At 41.4% G+C, this 16,523-nt stretch carries 18 protein-coding genes and 1 tRNA gene; 14 read left to right on the plus strand and 5 right to left on the minus strand.

The genetic code is table 11. The features are described from left to right. The first annotated feature begins 62 nt into the window (after positions 1 to 62). Positions 63 to 1,847 (plus strand): excinuclease ABC subunit UvrC, encoded by a 1,785-nt coding sequence (gene uvrC / locus ABC357_RS02980; protein ID WP_412886071.1) that lies wholly within the window; start codon positions 63 to 65, stop codon positions 1,845 to 1,847. A gap of 36 nt (positions 1,848 to 1,883) precedes the next feature. Here the strand turns inward: uvrC and ABC357_RS02985 are convergent, their stop codons facing one another. Next, positions 1,884 to 2,345 (minus strand): YslB family protein, encoded by a 462-nt coding sequence (locus ABC357_RS02985; protein ID WP_412886072.1) that lies wholly within the window; start codon positions 2,343 to 2,345, stop codon positions 1,884 to 1,886. Between the two features lie 583 nt (positions 2,346 to 2,928). Between ABC357_RS02985 and ABC357_RS02990 the strand changes: the two genes are divergently transcribed. From ABC357_RS02990 to ABC357_RS03045, 12 genes are all read left to right on the plus strand, one after another. Next, positions 2,929 to 3,543, plus strand: a complete 615-nt coding sequence (locus tag ABC357_RS02990) for a succinate dehydrogenase cytochrome b558 subunit (protein WP_412888560.1) — start codon at positions 2,929 to 2,931, stop codon at positions 3,541 to 3,543. Positions 3,544 to 3,611: 68 nt separating this feature from the next. Beyond that, a complete protein-coding gene (gene sdhA / locus ABC357_RS02995; RefSeq protein WP_412886073.1) occupies positions 3,612 to 5,372 on the plus strand; it encodes a succinate dehydrogenase flavoprotein subunit in 1,761 nt (586 codons plus the stop codon). A gap of 2 nt (positions 5,373 to 5,374) precedes the next feature. Further along, a complete protein-coding gene (sdhB, locus tag ABC357_RS03000) occupies positions 5,375 to 6,136 on the plus strand; it encodes a succinate dehydrogenase iron-sulfur subunit (protein ID WP_412886074.1) in 762 nt (253 codons plus the stop codon). 132 nt (positions 6,137 to 6,268) lie between these two features. Next, positions 6,269 to 6,733 carry an acyl-CoA thioesterase gene (locus ABC357_RS03005; protein WP_412886075.1) on the plus strand — a complete coding sequence of 155 codons (465 nt, stop codon included), beginning with the start codon at positions 6,269 to 6,271 and terminating at the stop codon, positions 6,731 to 6,733. Between the two features lie 321 nt (positions 6,734 to 7,054). Then, entirely contained in the window at positions 7,055 to 7,279 is a 225-nt protein-coding gene (locus tag ABC357_RS03010) for a helix-turn-helix domain-containing protein (RefSeq protein ID WP_042345475.1), read from the plus strand. A 327-nt stretch (positions 7,280 to 7,606) separates the two neighbouring features. Next, the gene (locus ABC357_RS03015; RefSeq protein ID WP_412886076.1) at positions 7,607 to 8,059 is read left to right on the plus strand and encodes a MarR family winged helix-turn-helix transcriptional regulator; all 453 of its coding nucleotides are present in this window, start codon (positions 7,607 to 7,609) and stop codon (positions 8,057 to 8,059) included. A 9-nt stretch (positions 8,060 to 8,068) separates the two neighbouring features. Continuing rightward, a complete protein-coding gene (gene racE / locus ABC357_RS03020; protein WP_412886077.1) occupies positions 8,069 to 8,866 on the plus strand; it encodes a glutamate racemase in 798 nt (265 codons plus the stop codon). A gap of 130 nt (positions 8,867 to 8,996) precedes the next feature. Then, positions 8,997 to 10,064: a GerMN domain-containing protein gene (locus tag ABC357_RS03025; RefSeq protein WP_412886078.1), complete on the plus strand. Its 1,068-nt coding sequence runs from the start codon at positions 8,997 to 8,999 to the stop codon at positions 10,062 to 10,064. Between the two features lie 131 nt (positions 10,065 to 10,195). Then, positions 10,196 to 10,945: a ribonuclease PH gene (gene rph / locus ABC357_RS03030; RefSeq protein ID WP_412886079.1), complete on the plus strand. Its 750-nt coding sequence runs from the start codon at positions 10,196 to 10,198 to the stop codon at positions 10,943 to 10,945. A 5-nt stretch (positions 10,946 to 10,950) separates the two neighbouring features. After that, complete coding sequence (locus ABC357_RS03035; RefSeq protein WP_412886080.1) at positions 10,951 to 11,541, plus strand: XTP/dITP diphosphatase; 591 nt, start codon at positions 10,951 to 10,953, stop codon at positions 11,539 to 11,541. 19 nt (positions 11,542 to 11,560) lie between these two features. After that, on the plus strand, positions 11,561 to 12,076 hold the full coding sequence (locus ABC357_RS03040) for a metallophosphoesterase family protein (RefSeq protein ID WP_412886081.1): 516 nt from the start codon (positions 11,561 to 11,563) through the stop codon (positions 12,074 to 12,076). A gap of 155 nt (positions 12,077 to 12,231) precedes the next feature. Then, positions 12,232 to 12,305 (plus strand) — tRNA-Arg (locus tag ABC357_RS03045). Between the two features lie 86 nt (positions 12,306 to 12,391). Here ABC357_RS03045 and ABC357_RS03050 read toward each other — a convergent pair. Further along, on the minus strand, positions 12,392 to 12,829 hold the full coding sequence (locus ABC357_RS03050; RefSeq protein WP_412886082.1) for a hypothetical protein: 438 nt from the start codon (positions 12,827 to 12,829) through the stop codon (positions 12,392 to 12,394). A gap of 235 nt (positions 12,830 to 13,064) precedes the next feature. On the opposite strand from ABC357_RS03050, the gene ABC357_RS03055 reads away from it, so the two are divergent. Further along, a complete protein-coding gene (locus ABC357_RS03055) occupies positions 13,065 to 13,424 on the plus strand; it encodes a hypothetical protein (protein WP_412886083.1) in 360 nt (119 codons plus the stop codon). A 27-nt stretch (positions 13,425 to 13,451) separates the two neighbouring features. On the opposite strand, the gene ligD is transcribed toward ABC357_RS03055, so the two are convergent. Genes ligD through ku form a run of 3 tightly spaced genes read right to left on the minus strand, consistent with a single transcriptional unit; the run spans position 13,452 to position 16,495 of the window. Then, positions 13,452 to 14,669, minus strand: a complete 1,218-nt coding sequence (gene ligD, locus ABC357_RS03060; RefSeq protein ID WP_412886084.1) for a DNA ligase D — start codon at positions 14,667 to 14,669, stop codon at positions 13,452 to 13,454. Between the two features lie 12 nt (positions 14,670 to 14,681). After that, positions 14,682 to 15,626: an ATP-dependent DNA ligase gene (locus ABC357_RS03065; protein WP_412886085.1), complete on the minus strand. Its 945-nt coding sequence runs from the start codon at positions 15,624 to 15,626 to the stop codon at positions 14,682 to 14,684. A 26-nt stretch (positions 15,627 to 15,652) separates the two neighbouring features. Beyond that, positions 15,653 to 16,495: a non-homologous end joining protein Ku gene (gene ku, locus ABC357_RS03070; RefSeq protein WP_412886086.1), complete on the minus strand. Its 843-nt coding sequence runs from the start codon at positions 16,493 to 16,495 to the stop codon at positions 15,653 to 15,655. Positions 16,496 to 16,523 lie beyond the last annotated feature (28 nt).

Genomic DNA, 16,523 nt, shown 5'->3' on the forward strand with positions numbered 1-16,523 from the left:
GGTTTTGTAAGGGAATCGTGTATTTACCTTAACATGAAATCGATAGACAGGAGGCGAAGGCGATGAATGAAATAGTGAAAGGAAAGCTGGCTTTGCTTCCTGACCAGCCTGGCTGTTATTTAATGAAAGACCGGCAAGGAACAGTCATTTATGTCGGTAAGGCGAAAATTTTAAAAAATCGAGTCCGATCTTATTTTACAGGCTCGCATGATGGGAAAACATTAAGGCTTGTAAATGAAATTGAGGACTTTGAATATATCATTACATCTTCGGATATGGAAGCTCTCCTTCTAGAGTTGAATTTAATAAAGAAGTATGATCCGAAATATAATATTATGTTAAAAGACGATAAGAGCTATCCTTTTATCCATTTGACAAACGAAAAAAATCCTCGACTGTTAATAACCCGTAAAGTCAAGAAAGGGAAAGGGAAATACTTCGGCCCATACCCAAATGCCAGTGCGGCAAATGAAACGAAGAAGCTATTGGATCGCATTTACCCATTGAGGAAATGCACCAATCTGCCGGACAAGGTGTGCCTCTATTACCATATCGGCCAGTGTCTGGCTCCTTGCGTATACAATATTCAGGAACAGCAGTATAAAGAAATTACAACTGAAATCACTAAATTCCTGAATGGCGGATATGAGGAAATAAAACAGGAGCTGATTGCGCGAATGATGGCTGCTTCGGAAGAGTTGGATTTTGAACGGGCAAAAGAATACCGTGATAAAATTGCCCATATTGAAGCAACAATGGAAAAACAAAAAATGATCATGAACGATTTCACGGACCGCGATATTTTCGGGTATGCCATAGATAAAGGTTGGATGTGTGTCCAAGTTTTCTTTATCCGCCAGGGAAAGCTGATTGAAAGAGATGTCTCCATGTTCCCTATATATGGGGAGCCTGATGAAGAATTTCTAACATTCCTCGGGCAATTCTACAGTAAAGCGAACCATATTAAGCCAAAAGAAGTATTGCTGCCGGATTCAATCGATTTGGAGATGGCCCAGGCTTTGCTCGGAGTCAAAACTATTCAGCCGCAGCGCGGTCAGAAAAAAGACTTGCTGAAGCTGGCTAATAAAAATGCCCAAAATGCATTGAAAGAAAAATTCTTCCTGATTGAACGGGATGAAGAGCGAACCATTAAAGCGGTTGAAAACCTGGGTCAAATACTTGGGATTTATACACCACACCGGATTGAGGCATTTGATAATTCAAATATCCAAGGGACGAATCCTGTTTCTGCCATGGTTGTGTTTATTGATGGAAAAGCAGACCGGAATCAATATCGCAAGTATAAAATTAAATCGGTCCAAGGGCCGGATGATTATGAATCGATGCGTGAGGTAGTAAGGCGACGTTATTCCCGGGTACTGAAGGACCACCTTCCCCTGCCGGATTTAATTATTGTAGATGGTGGGAAAGGCCATATTGAAGCGGTGAGGGATGTCCTCGAGAATGAACTTGGTTTAGAAGTTCCTATTTCTGGACTGGTGAAGGATGATAAACACAAAACCTCCAATCTGCTGATGGGCAATCCGCTCGAAATTATTCCAATGGACCAGCGCAGCCAGGAATTTTATTTATTGCAGCGTATTCAAGATGAGGTTCACCGATTTGCTATCACGTTCCATCGCCAGATCAGAGGCAAAAATGCTTTCCAGTCTATGCTTGATGAAATACCGGGCATTGGACCAAAGAGAAAGCAATTACTTTTGAAGCATTTCGGTTCATTAAAAGCCATGAAGGAAGCATCTAAGGAAGAATTCATTAAAATAGGCATTCCGCAGCCGTTGGTAGACGATCTCATCGACCGTATAAATAATAATGAGGAAAAATAAAAAACAGCCTTAAAATCGGCTGTTTTTTTATTTTTCCTATTCTTCATCATCTATAATGTCTTTAGAATCCCAACGTACGATAAATTTAGCTTTTTCTGTTTTTTTCTTCGTTTCAACTGCAGCCTCGGTCATTCTTTTTTGCTGCTGCTGCATTTGCTGTGCGATGAATCCTGCTTCCAATTGAAAGTCCGGCTCTTCGTTCAGGGCGAATCTCCGTGAAACTATAGTGTTGCTTAAAGTCAACTCAGCTTCATGTTTAGATAGTTTATCCAATGCCAGTGTACCCCAGCCAGCATTTTCGAAAAAGGCAATGGTTTCATCCATAGATTGTAAAGGGAATTTTCGGGCTAATTGTTTTCCAGCCCAATAAAGAACTTGTGTATGGTCTTTTCCTAGTAGATCAGGTAATAGTATATCTCTCAATAATTCCTTGCTAAATAAGGAAACTGTTTCATCTTCAGTATGTTGTTGCTCCTCAACCGCATTTTCTTTTGTCATGTAAAACCCCTCTTTCCTAACTTACATTATATACAATTTTCTTACAGACTAGAACCATTAAACCGAACTTTTAAAAAAGGAATATTGCTATTTTTATATAACAGTATGTGAACAGGTAACAATATAGATTATATCCAGTAAACTGAATAGATAAAGAATGATGGCTGTCGAAAAATATCTAAAAAAGAATCAGTAGGATTGAAAGCTGTCGAATTCAATTTTTTTAAACCACGTATTCAGTCGATTATTTGTCAAATTGTATTCACTGAATGCGTGAACTTCTTTATAGTAGTGCGGTAAATGCTAAAAGTAACGCTAGCTTTCTATACCTTTTTTACGTATGCGTTTTCTTGACGGTATTAGTTTAAGAGAGTAAAATGAACTTGTCATATAATTGTTGGAAATTAGTTAAATAAGAATACTTTTAAAATTAACTATTTTCACTATGTTGAAAAAGGAATTCTTGTGTACTTTATTGTTTTGACAATTATAGATCAGAGGCAATTTTATTGAACTATTGGTAAAATTTTATATACTTACCGGTAGTGAAAGATCAACTTTTTTATTTCGAGGGGGGAACATGATGGCAGGAAATAGTAAAGAGTTTGCGAGCCGCAAACTTCACTCACTATTAGGGGTAATTCCAGTGGGTTTGTTTTTGATAGTGCATTTAACTGTAAACTATTTAGCGACCCGTGGTGCCGATTCATTCAATGCAGGCGCTGATTTTATGGAGAGTCTTCCATATCTGATTTTCTTTGAAATTGTATTGATTTACTTACCATTGCTATACCATGGGATTTATGGAGTGTATATCGCATTCACTGGTACATTCAATGCAGGGAGATTCGGATATTTCCGTAACTGGATGTATATTTTACAGCGTGTAACTGGTATTATCACCTTTATTTTTCTGATTTGGCATGTTTGGGAGACAAGAGTACAAATTGCTCTTGGAAACGATGCGCTTGATTACAATATGATGGTTGATATCCTATCAAATCCATGGATGTTAGCTTTCTATATAGTAGGTGTCATTTCGGCAGTTTTCCATTTTTCAAATGGTCTGTGGTCTTTTGCTGTAACTTGGGGTATTACAGTATCACCACGTTCTCAACGCATCTCTGCATATGTTGTCGGAGTGGTTTTCATTCTATTGGCATATGTCGCTGTAAGAGCGTTGTTGGCTTTCGTTTAAAACAATCGTCTAGCAATCTAGTTCAAATAGTATAAGAAATATCGGTAATTACAAGGGAGTGAGTAAGGTTGAGTAAAGGTAAAATTATCGTAGTCGGCGGAGGACTGGCAGGATTAATGTCCACCATCAAGGCTGCAGAACAAGGCAAGCATGTGGAATTATTTTCTTTGGTTCCAGTAAAGCGCTCTCACTCAGTATGTGCTCAAGGTGGCATAAATGGTGCCGTCAATACCAAGGGTGAGGGAGATTCAACCTGGGAACATTTTGATGATACAGTTTACGGCGGGGATTTCCTTGCAAACCAACCGCCTGTAAAAGCAATGTGTGATGCGGCACCGTCCATTATACATATGTTCGACCGTATGGGTGTTATGTTCAACCGTACGGAAGAAGGTCTGTTGGATTTCCGCCGTTTCGGTGGAACGCAATATCACCGTACCGCTTACGCTGGAGCTACAACTGGGCAACAGCTATTATATGCGCTTGATGAGCAGGTGCGCCGCTATGAAGTCCAAGGGCTTGTAACAAAATTTGAAGGCTGGGAGCTGTTGGGAGTCATTGTGGATGATGAAGGTGTATGCCGAGGAATCACAGCCCAAAACCTGACAAGTATGGAAATCCAGTCATTCTCATCTGATGCCGTTATTTTGGCATCCGGAGGCCCGGGAATTATTTTCGGAAAATCAACTAACTCCATTATTAATACGGGTTCTGCAGCATCTACTGTATTCCAGCAGGGCGTACATTACGCAAATGGAGAGTTCATCCAAATTCACCCAACTGCGATTCCAGGAGACGATAAACTCCGTCTTATGAGTGAATCTGCACGTGGTGAAGGTGGACGTATATGGACATATAAAGATGGTAAACCGTGGTATTTCTTGGAGGAAAAATATCCTGCTTATGGAAATCTGGTTCCACGTGATATTGCTACCCGTGAAATTTTCGATGTATGTGTTGCCCAAAAAATGGGTATCAACGGCGAAAACATGGTGTATTTGGATTTATCGCATAAAGATCCTCACGAATTGGATGTTAAACTTGGCGGCATCATCGAAATTTACGAGAAATTCACTGGTGAAGACCCTCGTAAGCTTCCAATGAAGATTTTCCCTGCAGTCCACTATTCAATGGGCGGCTTATGGGTAGACTTCGATCAAATGACGAATATCCCTGGCTTGTTTGCTGCCGGTGAGTGCGACTACTCACAACATGGCGCGAACCGTCTTGGCGCGAATTCATTGCTATCCGCCATCTTCGGAGGAATGGTAGCAGGACCGAACGCAGTTAAATATATTAATGGATTAGAGAAGAGCGTCGATGCTGTTTCATCCCAAGTCTTTGATAATGCAGTCAAAGAACAACAAGCAAAATGGGATAATATCATGAAAATGGACGGCAATGAAAATGCTTATGTCCTTCATAAAGAGCTTGGCGAATGGATGACTGAAAATGTTACCGTTGTCCGTTATAATGACAAGCTATTGAAAACGGATGAAAAAATCCAGGAGTTGATTGAACGCTATAACCATATCAACATTAATGATACAGCTAAATGGAGCAACCAGGGTGCTGCCTTTACCCGACAGCTTCAAAATATGCTTCAATTGGCACGTGTAATCACTCTTGGAGCATACAACCGAAATGAGAGCCGCGGTGCTCACTATAAACCGGACTATCCGGAACGTAACGATGAAGATTTCTTGAAAACAACGATTGCAAAATATACTGGCAATACAACTGCTCCTGATATTTCGTATCAAGAAGTAGATATTTCTTTAATTGAACCGCGTAAACGTGACTATTCAAAACAAAAAGAGGAGAAATAAAAATGGCTGATAAAAAAACTGTACGTTTTATTGTAACTCGTCAGAATGATCCTAAGTCAGCCCCTTATGAAGAAGAATTTGTAGTTCCTTATACAACTAATATGAATGTCATTTCTGCATTAATGGAAATCAGAAGAAATCCTGTCAATGCCAAAGGGGAAAAGACAACACCGGTCACTTGGGATATGAACTGTCTGGAAGAAGTATGTGGAGCTTGTTCAATGGTGATTAATGGGAAACCGCGCCAATCTTGCACAGCGCTTGTTGATAAATTGGAGCAGCCGATCCGTTTGGCGCCAATGAAGACATTCCCGATCATCCGCGACTTGCAGATCGACCGCAGCCGTATGTTTGATTCATTGAAAAAAGTGAAGGCTTGGATTCCGATCGATGGAACTTATGATTTAGGCCCAGGACCGCGTATGCCTGAACAAAAGCGCCAATGGGCATATGAATTGTCAAAATGTATGACTTGCGGTGTTTGTTTGGAAGCTTGTCCAAATGTAAATAGTAAATCAAATTTCATTGGACCTGCACCGCTTTCTCAAGTACGTCTCTTTAATGCCCATCCTACTGGAGAAATGCATAAAAAAGACCGTTTGGATGCAATTATGGATGAAGGCGGGCTTGCCAATTGCGGTAATTCACAAAACTGTGTCCAAGCCTGTCCAAAGGGAATTCCTTTAACCACTTCAATTGCAGCGCTAAATCGTGATACTACTTTACAATCATTTAAAAACTTCTTCGGAAGCGATCGCATTTAATAATGGAAGAACCCTCAGCCTGGGCTGGGGGTTCCCTTTTAACTGAAATGTACATGCAGAGCTATTTCCTAGGAAACTAAAAAGTCATCATTAAAATGAATGAACAATCATTCAAAATCTAAGGAGGATTCTATGTCTAGAATTGCATACATCGATAATATGGAAACATGGAAAAAAACATTTCAATTTTCCCATCCCATTATTGTCCGTTTTTCTGAGACTGATATGTTTGGCCATCTCAATAATACAGTTCCATTTACGTATTTTGAATTGGCTAGGATTGAATATTTCAAGGAACTTGGCTTCATGAAAAACTGGGTTGACCCTGATTTTGAGTCAATTCCTGTTGTGGCCGACCTACAATGCGACTATATTAAGCAGGTATTCTATGATGAAAATATTGATTTATATGTTAAAGCGGTATCAATTGGCCAATCATCCGTAGATCTTCATTATATGGCTGCACGGAATGGCGATGAGATCGTTTTTGTCGGCAGAGGAACTATTGTCCAGATATCAAGGCTTACTGGCAAGGCTCTGCCCTGGGATGAAGAAAAGAAGGGGAAATTCAAACGTACGAGCGGACTACTCGTGTGATTGGAGTTTTTTAGTTGAAAAGGCTAACCAAGTAAATTCTTTTGCATATACTTTAGTAGCATTGCTTCCGGTGATAGGACAGAGTGATTCCTCGGCGGTTTAGCTTACTGGCTGACTATATCGGAAGAGGCCCATTGTTTGTCCCTTGCTGAAGGGATCGTTTGCACTTGAAATGATACTAAACACAGACGCTCATGAATAGAATAATAAAAGCCTGCAAATTAATCGTCACTTCCTTCGGCAACGTATCATATGATAAGTTGACTAAATCTATACCCATTCCTAGGTTACAGCTGGTCAAGGCAAGGAGGGTTACAGTACTTGAAGGAGAATGAATTCACTCATAAGCCATTACTCACCAAAAGAGAAAAAGAAGTTTTCGAGTTATTAGTTCAGGATAAGACTACGAAGGAAATTGCCGGCGAACTGTTCATAAGTGAAAAAACAGTTCGGAACCACATTTCAAATGCCATGCAAAAGCTTGGCGTGAAAGGGCGTTCACAAGCAGTAGTAGAACTCCTTCGCATGGGGGAACTTCATTTATAGCATATATTGCTTGCGATGCTTGCCAGTTGATGGTTTGATCAGTCGCTCCATGTATATAAGCAGTAATCATGGACTTGATTCTAGGTTGTTGATCAAGTTTGTCATTGCTGCTTTTTTTTTGCGGAAAAGGGCTAAAACGGTTATTCCTTTCTTTGTATGCATGATGTACATATCCATATTGCTGTACATAGTGGAAGCCTGGACAGACTGTCGAATCCCCGTGGTTGGAGGCTTGCCAAACTGTCTGATTCCATGAACTTGAAATTTCTTTGCAATTGGGTGAAAATGATAGATAATAGCAGTAGAAAAATTCCAGGGGTTGTGATTATGAGTAAGGACCAAAATATGCAAGATAATGCCTTAGTGGCTTCCATAGAGAAAGAGCTGCGATTCATATCTGCAATCGTAAAGCAAAAGGGCAGGGAGTTATTGGGCGACTATTCGATAACACCGCCTCAGTTCATCGCTTTACAATGGCTGAATGAAGACGGAGACATGACAATCGGGGAATTGTCGAATAAAATGTTCCTTGCATGCAGCACGACAACAGATTTAGTGGACCGCATGGAAAAAAAGGAACTATTGAAACGCATAAAAGACGATCAAGACCGAAGAGTGATCCGCATCCATCTGTTGGCAGAAGGAAAAAGGATCATCGATGATGTCGTAAGCAAAAGACAGGGGTACCTAACGGATATTTTACTTGATTATAGCGACGAAGAAATTATTTCACTGAATCGCTCATTAATTAAATTACATCAAGAAATGAAAGAAAACTGAGGCGATATTGTGAATCAACCAATCGGCATAATCGATTCAGGCGTTGGCGGCCTTACAGTGGCTAAAGAAATTATCCGCCAGCTGCCGTATGAACAAATTATCTATCTAGGAGATAATTTAAGATGTCCATATGGACCAAGGACGAAAGAGGAAGTGCGTAACTTCACGTGGCAATTAACGGATTTTTTATTGAAGAAACAAATAAAAATGTTGGTCATAGCCTGCAATACAGCAACAGCCGCCGCGTTGGACGATATAAAAAAATCAGTCCCTATTCCAGTGCTTGGTGTTATTCAGCCAGGTGCGCGTGCTGCCATCAAAAATTCAACCAATATGAAGATTGGTGTGATCGGCACAGTAGGCACTGTGAAAAGCGAAGCCTATCCAAACGCATTGCAGGCAATCAACGAGCAGGTGGAAGTCAAAAGCATTGCTTGCCCTAAGTTTGTCCCGATTGTAGAAAGTGGGGAAGTATCGAGCCCGCTGGCGAAAAAGGTTGTGGCTGAATCCCTTGCTCCTTTTAAGGGGAGCGGTATAGATACTTTAATATTGGGATGTACGCATTATCCTTTGTTGGGGCCGGTTATTTCATCAACGGTAGGCAAACGGGTCAAAGTGATTTCATCAGGCGATGAAACAGCAAGGGAAACAAGTGCAATCCTTGAATACAATGGCCTTTTAAATAAAGGGAAAAAGAAACCGGAGCATTATTTTTATACGACTGGATCAAGGGATATGTTCCATCGTATTGCTTCCTCCTGGTTGCATCAGGACCTTCAGCACGTATATTCTATTAAACTATCTTAGAGCTCTCTGTTGAGAGCTCTTTTTTTACGTGTATAAACAATGCTGCCCGTTTATTTTTTTCCTCTCTCCGGTCTATTTTTATGTAAGGCTCGTATACATAATAGTACAAACCATGGTAGGAGGGAAAAAAATGTCTAAGAAAACAAGTGCGGCAATCGCAACAACCGTGCTGGCTTCTTCGGTCATTCTAGGCGGGTGCGGTCTGTTCAATACAAAGGAAAAGGCGATTGATCCGCCGCAGAGAGAAGTAATGGTCAATGACAGCGCATCGCTGAATGAAAAAGCCGATACGAAAGAAAAGACGGCAAAGAATGATGCCGCAGAAGGGAAAGTCGTAACAGAATTATATTTGATCGATAAGAATGGATACGTTGTTCCCCGAACCATGGCTTTGCCGAATACACAAGGTGTGACAAAGCAAGCACTGGAATATTTAGTGAAGGACGGCCCTGTTTCAAACTTGTTGCCTTCCGGTTTCCGTGCAGTTCTTCCGGCGGACACACAGGTCGATGTGGATGTTGCCAAGGATGGGAAAACGACGGTCGATTTCTCTAAAGAATTCGCTAATTACGAAAAGAAAGATGAGCTGCGGATTTTAGAGGCTATCACCTGGACCATTACCCAATTTGATAATGTCAAGAATGTAACGCTAAAAATGAATGGGCATGAGTTGAAGGAAATGCCAGTGAACCATACGCCTATCTCCAAACATTTATCCAGGGCTAGCGGCATTAATATAGATACGTCCGATATTGCGGATCTGACCAACACAAAACCGCTGACTGTTTATTACTTAGGCGGAAAAGCGGATAACTATTATTATGTCCCTGTTACAAAGCGCATCAGCTCGAGTGAAAAGGATATGGCTACTGCTGTCGTAAACCAGTTGGCAGAAGTGCCTTCGGGTAAAAGTAATCTGGTGACCGAGTTTATGCCTGAATTGGCTTTATTGGATCCCCCTAAAGTAAAGGATGGGGAATTGACATTGAATTTCTCTGAAAGCATTTATGGAAGTTTTGAAGAAAATACAGTTTCACAGCGTCTAATCGATGCCTTGGTCCTGTCTTTGACTGAACAAAAGAACATTAAAAAGGTTGATATCCTTGTAAAAGGAAAGCCTTCACTAAAGACAGAGGATGGCAAAGAATTGAACGAGCCGGTCATGCGTCCGCAAAAAGTGAACAGCACTAGTTTGTAAAGGCCCATTTTTTGTTATACTAATGAGTAGCACATATAGAGGTTGGCTATATCTGTATAGCCGCCTCTTATTTATTGTGTTCATCCAGATAAGCTGTTAGCATAACAGAAAAGCCATAAGGAGGAATAGATATGCGCCATGATGGCCGAAGTAATAATCAATTAAGGGATATACATATAGAAACAGGATATTTGAAGCATCCGGCTGGGTCCGTGCTTATCACTGTAGGGGATACGAAAGTCATTTGTACAGCGACTATTGAGGATCGGGTTCCGCCTTTTATGCGCGGGGAAGGAAAGGGCTGGGTAACAGCTGAATATAGCATGCTGCCGGCTGCCACTGCCCAGCGCAATATCAGGGAAGCGGCAAAAGGGAAAATTACTGGCCGTACGATGGAAATCCAGCGATTGATTGGACGGGCTTTACGTGCTGTAGTTGACTTGGAAGCCATGGGAGAAAGAACCGTTTGGGTGGATTGCGATGTTATTCAGGCAGACGGGGGAACACGGACAGCATCCATTACGGGTGCGTTTGTCGCAATGGTGTTGGCTTTCCATAAATTAAAAAGTGAAAAGAACCTTCCAAGCTTTCCAATCAAAGAGTATTTGGCAGCTACAAGCGTCGGTATGATCGAAGGGGCAGGAGCTGTGTTAGACTTGGATTATGTAGAGGATTCAAGTGCTGAAGTGGATATGAATGTTGTCATGACAGGCAGCGGTGAATTTGTCGAATTGCAGGGGACAGGAGAAGAAGCGACTTTCTCTTATCCACAGCTGCAGGAACTGCTTGGATTAGCAGACTCTGGTGTTAAAGAGTTGATTCAGCTGCAGAAAGAAGCGCTTGGTGATATTGCTTCATTGATTTCTATTCAAAAAGGGTGATAAGAATGAAAAAAGTAATTATAGCCACAAAGAATAAAGGGAAAGCGAAAGAATTTGAAACACTTTTCTATCCCCTCGGGTACGAGGTATGTACACTGTTGGATGTAGAAAATGCCATGGATGTTGAAGAAACAGGAAGTACATTTGAGGAAAATGCTATATTAAAAGCGGAAGCGCTTTGCGGCCAATTCAATACAATGGTTATTTCCGATGATTCTGGATTAATCATCGATGCCCTAGATGGCCGACCGGGCGTCTATTCTGCGCGATATGCCGGTGAACAGAAGGATGATGAAGCCAATATCGATAAAGTATTGGCGGAGCTCGAAGGGATCCCGGATAGAGAGCGGACGGCACGTTTTTACTGTGCATTGGCGGTCGCAATACCTGGACAGCAAACTGTTACATTTTCAGGAACGGTGGAAGGATTTATCCTGCATGAACGAACAGGCAGCAATGGCTTCGGCTATGATCCCATTTTCTATGTGGAATCATTGGGTAAATCAATGGCTGAACTGAAACCGGAACAAAAAAATCAAATCAGCCACCGGTCCAACGCACTCAGAAAGCTTCAGGCATCCATCCTGAAACTGTAGTTTGAAAGGAGCGTTCATTGTGAAAATTCTTATTGTAAGTGACAGCCATGGGCAGACAGACATTTTGCATAAGCTGAAAGCCCGATATGCTTCAGAAATGGCTGCTATGATCCATTGCGGAGATTCTGAGTTGAACAACGGAGATGAAGCGATAGAAGGCTTTACGTATGTGCGTGGGAATTGTGATTATGATTCCGCCTTCCCTAACGAACGGACAGAAGAAATCGGAGGTTACCGTTTTTTCATTACGCATGGCCATTTATACAATATCAAAATGAATTTACAGAGTATAACCTATAAAGCAGAAGAGGCGGAGGCGCAATTCGTCTGCTTCGGGCATTCCCACCATGCAGGCAGTATGCAAGGGGATGACGGACTGATTTACATTAATCCAGGAAGTATTTCATTGCCGAGGGGCCGTAAGGAAAAGTCATTCGCCATACTTGAAATAGAAGATTCAAAAGCAAATGTACAATTCCTGGATGATGAAGGAAAAACGATACAATCTTTATCTGCATCTTACAAAATCAAATAATTTGATGTATAATGGATTACAGGGAAAGAAACACCCTGTGATCCATTATCGTTATGATGTTAATTCTTTTGAAAAAATGTTGACTTTCCTTTGATATGGCGCTATAATAATACTTGTCCTTGATAAAAGGAACTGCAAAATTGATTACATATTATGTCCTGGTAGCTCAGCTGGATAGAGCAACGGCCTTCTAAGCCGTCGGTCGGGGGTTCGAATCCCTCCCAGGACGTCGCAAGAACTTTATTTTGTTTCGTAAAGTTCAGATTGGAAAATCACTCAAAATGTTTGAGTGATTTTTTTGTTTTTTCAAAGCATTTAGTTTCCTATGCGGGAAAGGTGCTTGGCTGCATCCTTAGGAAGCTTGAATGTGATTGCGAGCTTCTTTTGAATGAATGTTACATAAGGGCTATCTTTATAAGTAATAATGGCAGCTACTTGTTTCATTTCTTTTTCATTCGTTTTGGATTGGCCAAGCTTGATCGTATCTTCTTGGTACATCTTATATATAATTCCTTCCGTTTCTTTTGATGGGACTTCTACTTGCTTCCATTTATCGATTTTAAGCGAATGGGTAAATTCTTTTACATCCTTGTTATTGTTGATTACTTGTAAAATCGTTTCAGGGTTTTGGGATGAAGCAACTTCAATCTTTTGGATTTTTTCAAGGTTGAAATCATCTTTTTTTATGCTGCAACCAGATGCCAGCGCAGAAATGCAAATGAGCAATAAAGGTAAAGTATACCTTTTTTTCATATTTTCCTCCTGTGAATTTTATTCCTAGTCTTAGTTTCTACTATTAAGAAAAATTGTACTTTGTTTTGGACAATATTTCCATAAGACCTAGGTCCTTTAGCCTTAGCTAGTAGTGCAATTAGCTCTTTATGTTGTCTTACTATGGTTTTTAAAAAATGTACAAATAGGTATAAAATAAAGATTATTTAAACCGATGCTCTATAAGAGGACAACATTTAGATAGAGGGTGTATTTCATGAATCTTTCATTTAATTTTACAGATCTATCACTCATGGATTTAGATAGCCAAGAATGGGCCAGCGAAATGGTTCCCAGTGAACATGCCATAATTGGCATGAAGGATGAAAAGTGGATGTTTATGTGTGAACTGACTGGAGAGCAAGTAGAATATATAAAAAAACAGATTCGAAAAAATAAACATATGGACGATTTTAAGTCTGCGAAAATTTTGCATGATGCTTCTCTAGCCGAGTTAGAGAGGATGAAACGGTTGCAGGGAAAACTGGCTAAGCAGCTGCAGCTTGTGTGTCCCCATAAGAAGAGGCACTCGATAAATGGGCGGGAAACATGCAAGGATTGCGGCATTACCCTATAGAAACAAAATAGAGGAAGAAGCATGTCGTTACGGGGTGCTCTTCCTCTTTTCTTTAATATGTTCAATGAGTTGTATTAATATGGAATTATCCTGTTCGAAGTAATGCGCCATCGGGCATTCAGTGGTTGAAAGGCGATCCAAAACAGAACGGATTGTATAATCCTCCATGCGCAAATCCATCTGTAATTCATCCCAATAGAGCGGCACAGCCACTGTGGCTCCAATCTTTCCGCGTGGAGAGTAAGGGGCGATAATCGTTTTTCCTTCGGCATGCTGTACATAATCCAAATAGAGCCTGCCTTTCCTGTTTTTCTTTAACCGTTCAGTTGTGAAGGAATCAGGGTGCTGCTCGGAGAGAAAGGTAGCAATGAATTGAGTGAATTCTTTTGTATGCATATATGTTAGGCCAGTCGAGGCAATCGGGATATGGATCTGAATCCCTTTGCTGCCGGAAAGCTTAGGAAAGCTGCAGATTCCAAATCCCTCAAAAATGCCCTTCATCATTAAAGCTGCTTTAATGGCGAGAGGGAAGGCATCTCTGCTGGGGGGATCGAGGTCGAAGACGATTTCATTTGGTTTAGCATCTTGAATGGTCTGGAAGGGAACGTGAAATTCAATTGCCGCTTGGTTTCCAAGCCAAACGAGTGTATTCAAGGAGTTGCATACAATATATTGAATGCCTTCTGCACCAGACACTTCTATGAAATCAGGGGCATAGGCAGGGCAATTTTTCTGAAAGAAAGCCTCCCCTTCAATTCCATCAGGAAAGCGGATCGTAGTCAATCGCTTATCCTTTAGGAATGGCAGCATAAATGGGCCGGCTTGGGCTAGATATTCAATCATTTCCCCTTTATTAATAGCTGGTTTTGTCCACATGATTTTTTCTGGATGGGTTAATTTAATATCTGGTGGACCCGTCAAGGAAAGAATCATCCTTTCCCACGTACAATCCTTCCAATGGGCATGGAACTTAAAGGAAATGAAACGTGCATTTACCAGCATTCCCTTTTCGATGTGTTCAAAGGAAAGCTCAAGGCATATGCCCGGTTCAATCGAAATGGCGCCATCAGCTGATTTTGTCCCATGGCTCCGCATAGTGTCAACGAGGGAGTTTCTTTCTTCTAGCTTCATGCCCTCTGAAAAAGTTCCGATAGCTGTAATGTGGCCTGCCTTGACGATACCTACATCAAATGTGCCTGTTTTATTCATACCAAGTACAATGAAGTCCCCTTGTTTGGTTTCCATAGACATCTCCTTTCAATCAGGTAAGATACAACTTTCAGGCGTGCGGCTGACAAATGCCTGAATAGTCGGCTGCCGCAATGAATGCCCTTCAGGCCATTCGATATACTGCACCTTAACCGTTATTACCGGCTTAAGCCAATGTACAGATTTAGGGACATCCTTAAAGGGCATAAAAGGCGGGGATACGGATGTAAAGGAATCAAGTGCGTGCAAGAAAGTTTGCCATTCCTTTTGGGTCAGCCTTCCCGGACCGGCATTTCCAATGAATTGTAACTGGCCGGATGAATCAAACAAACCAAGCAGAAGGGAGGAGGCTCTGCCGGACCGGTAAGAAACCCCGCCTACGATGGCAATCAAATCCTTATAGTTTTTTATTTTTCTCCACTGATCATTTTTCCCCTTGATTTCATAGAGGCTATCTTTCTTTTTGGAGACAATTCCTTCTAAATGGTGCTGCTGTACGACCGAAAATAGTGCATTTCCATCGTCATGCTGTGGAACGATTTGGATGGAGCGATTCGGTTTGACCACTTCATGTAAAAGGGCAAGCCGTTCATGAAGAGGGCGCTGGTTGGTCCAGCAACCATTGCAATAAATAATATCAAAAATCATGTAATAGACGGGAACCGCTTCAGATACGGAAGGGATATGATGCAAATTCCTGATTCCGTCCCGCCTCATAACCTCATGGAAGGAAGGGGCCCCCGTATGGTCCAGAGCAATCACCTCGCCGTCCAGTATCGCAGTTGAAGCATCTGTATAAAGGGATGCTTCATTTATTTCCGGATACATGTGGGTTCGTTCATTCAAGTGCCTGTTGAACAGGGACGTTGCCTGTCTGTTTTTATAGACAAGTACTCTGACGCCATCCCATTTTACTTGATGGATCCAGTCATCTCCCTCGGGGATACGGTCAGCGTACACTGGTTCGAAGGGGATAATAGGTTGTAGGGGCATTTTGGCGGACTCCTTCCCATAGTAGATTAACTTGTTTTCTTGGCAGACGTCTTAGTTTTTGCAGTTTTAGGTTTATTTGGGGGCTTAGGCTTTGTTTTTTCAATAGATGCCTGAAGTGCAGCCATAAGATCCACCACATTGCTTCTGTCATCGTCTGAATCAGTTACGGTAGTAGTGATGAATTCGTTTCTCTCCATTTTTTCCTGGATTAGCTGTTCAAGTGCAGTCCTGTACGTATCCGTGTATTTGGAAGGGTCAAATTTGGTTGTCAGTTGGTCGATCAGCATCATGCCGATATCGAATTCCTTCTCAGATAGTGCTGTTTGGCCGGCAATGCCGGCTGGTACATTATTGGCATCGCGGACTTCGTCAGGAAAATGAAGCGTTTCTAAAAGCAGCATATTTTGGTGCGGCCTGATGGCAGCCAGTCTTTCTTTGCTTCTGATGGAAATTTTGGCAATGCCGATTTTCTTAGCTTTTTTCAGGATTTCTGATAGAAGTGTATAGGGCTTTGAACCGCCGCTATCTGCTCCTACATAATAGGTTTTATCATAGTAAATGGGATCGATTTCTGACAGCTTCACAAAGTCAATGATGGATACTTGTTTGACTTCGTGCTCTTCTTTTAGTTTTTTGATTTCATCCTCGGTTATTTCTATAAAACGGCCATTCGGCGATTCGTATACTTTAATGATCTCATCGCTGGTAACATCATCATCGCACTCTGCTACTTTCCGGTACTTAATAGGAGACAGGCAGTCCTTATGGAATTGGCGAAATTTAATATCACGGTCTTCCACTGCAGAGAAGAGCTTCACAGGAATGTTCACCAACCCGAATGAGATGCTGCCTTTCCAGACTGTATGCATGGGTATACACCTCTCTTTCAACGATTTA

Source organism: Bacillus kalamii, from assembly GCF_047238185.1.
In the GTDB taxonomy this organism is placed as follows: Bacteria; Bacillota; Bacilli; order Bacillales; family DSM-1321; genus Bacillus_AD.

What these genes read in the sequence shown, in the direction of transcription:
- uvrC (WP_412886071.1), top strand. Translation starts at nt 63, where the DNA reads ATGAATGAAATAGTGAAAGGAAAGCTGGCTTTGCTTCCTGACCAGCCT.
- ABC357_RS02985 (WP_412886072.1), bottom strand. Translation starts at nt 2,345, where the DNA reads ATGACAAAAGAAAATGCGGTTGAGGAGCAACAACATACTGAAGATGAA.
- ABC357_RS02990 (WP_412888560.1), top strand. Translation starts at nt 2,929, where the DNA reads ATGGCAGGAAATAGTAAAGAGTTTGCGAGCCGCAAACTTCACTCACTA.
- sdhB (WP_412886074.1), top strand. Translation starts at nt 5,375, where the DNA reads ATGGCTGATAAAAAAACTGTACGTTTTATTGTAACTCGTCAGAATGAT.
- ABC357_RS03005 (WP_412886075.1), top strand. Translation starts at nt 6,269, where the DNA reads ATGTCTAGAATTGCATACATCGATAATATGGAAACATGGAAAAAAACA.
- ABC357_RS03015 (WP_412886076.1), top strand. Translation starts at nt 7,607, where the DNA reads ATGAGTAAGGACCAAAATATGCAAGATAATGCCTTAGTGGCTTCCATA.
- ABC357_RS03025 (WP_412886078.1), top strand. Translation starts at nt 8,997, where the DNA reads ATGTCTAAGAAAACAAGTGCGGCAATCGCAACAACCGTGCTGGCTTCT.
- rph (WP_412886079.1), top strand. Translation starts at nt 10,196, where the DNA reads ATGCGCCATGATGGCCGAAGTAATAATCAATTAAGGGATATACATATA.
- ABC357_RS03035 (WP_412886080.1), top strand. Translation starts at nt 10,951, where the DNA reads ATGAAAAAAGTAATTATAGCCACAAAGAATAAAGGGAAAGCGAAAGAA.
- ABC357_RS03050 (WP_412886082.1), bottom strand. Translation starts at nt 12,829, where the DNA reads ATGAAAAAAAGGTATACTTTACCTTTATTGCTCATTTGCATTTCTGCG.
- ABC357_RS03055 (WP_412886083.1), top strand. Translation starts at nt 13,065, where the DNA reads ATGAATCTTTCATTTAATTTTACAGATCTATCACTCATGGATTTAGAT.
- ligD (WP_412886084.1), bottom strand. Translation starts at nt 14,669, where the DNA reads ATGGAAACCAAACAAGGGGACTTCATTGTACTTGGTATGAATAAAACA.
- ABC357_RS03065 (WP_412886085.1), bottom strand. Translation starts at nt 15,626, where the DNA reads ATGCCCCTACAACCTATTATCCCCTTCGAACCAGTGTACGCTGACCGT.
- ku (WP_412886086.1), bottom strand. Translation starts at nt 16,495, where the DNA reads ATGCATACAGTCTGGAAAGGCAGCATCTCATTCGGGTTGGTGAACATT.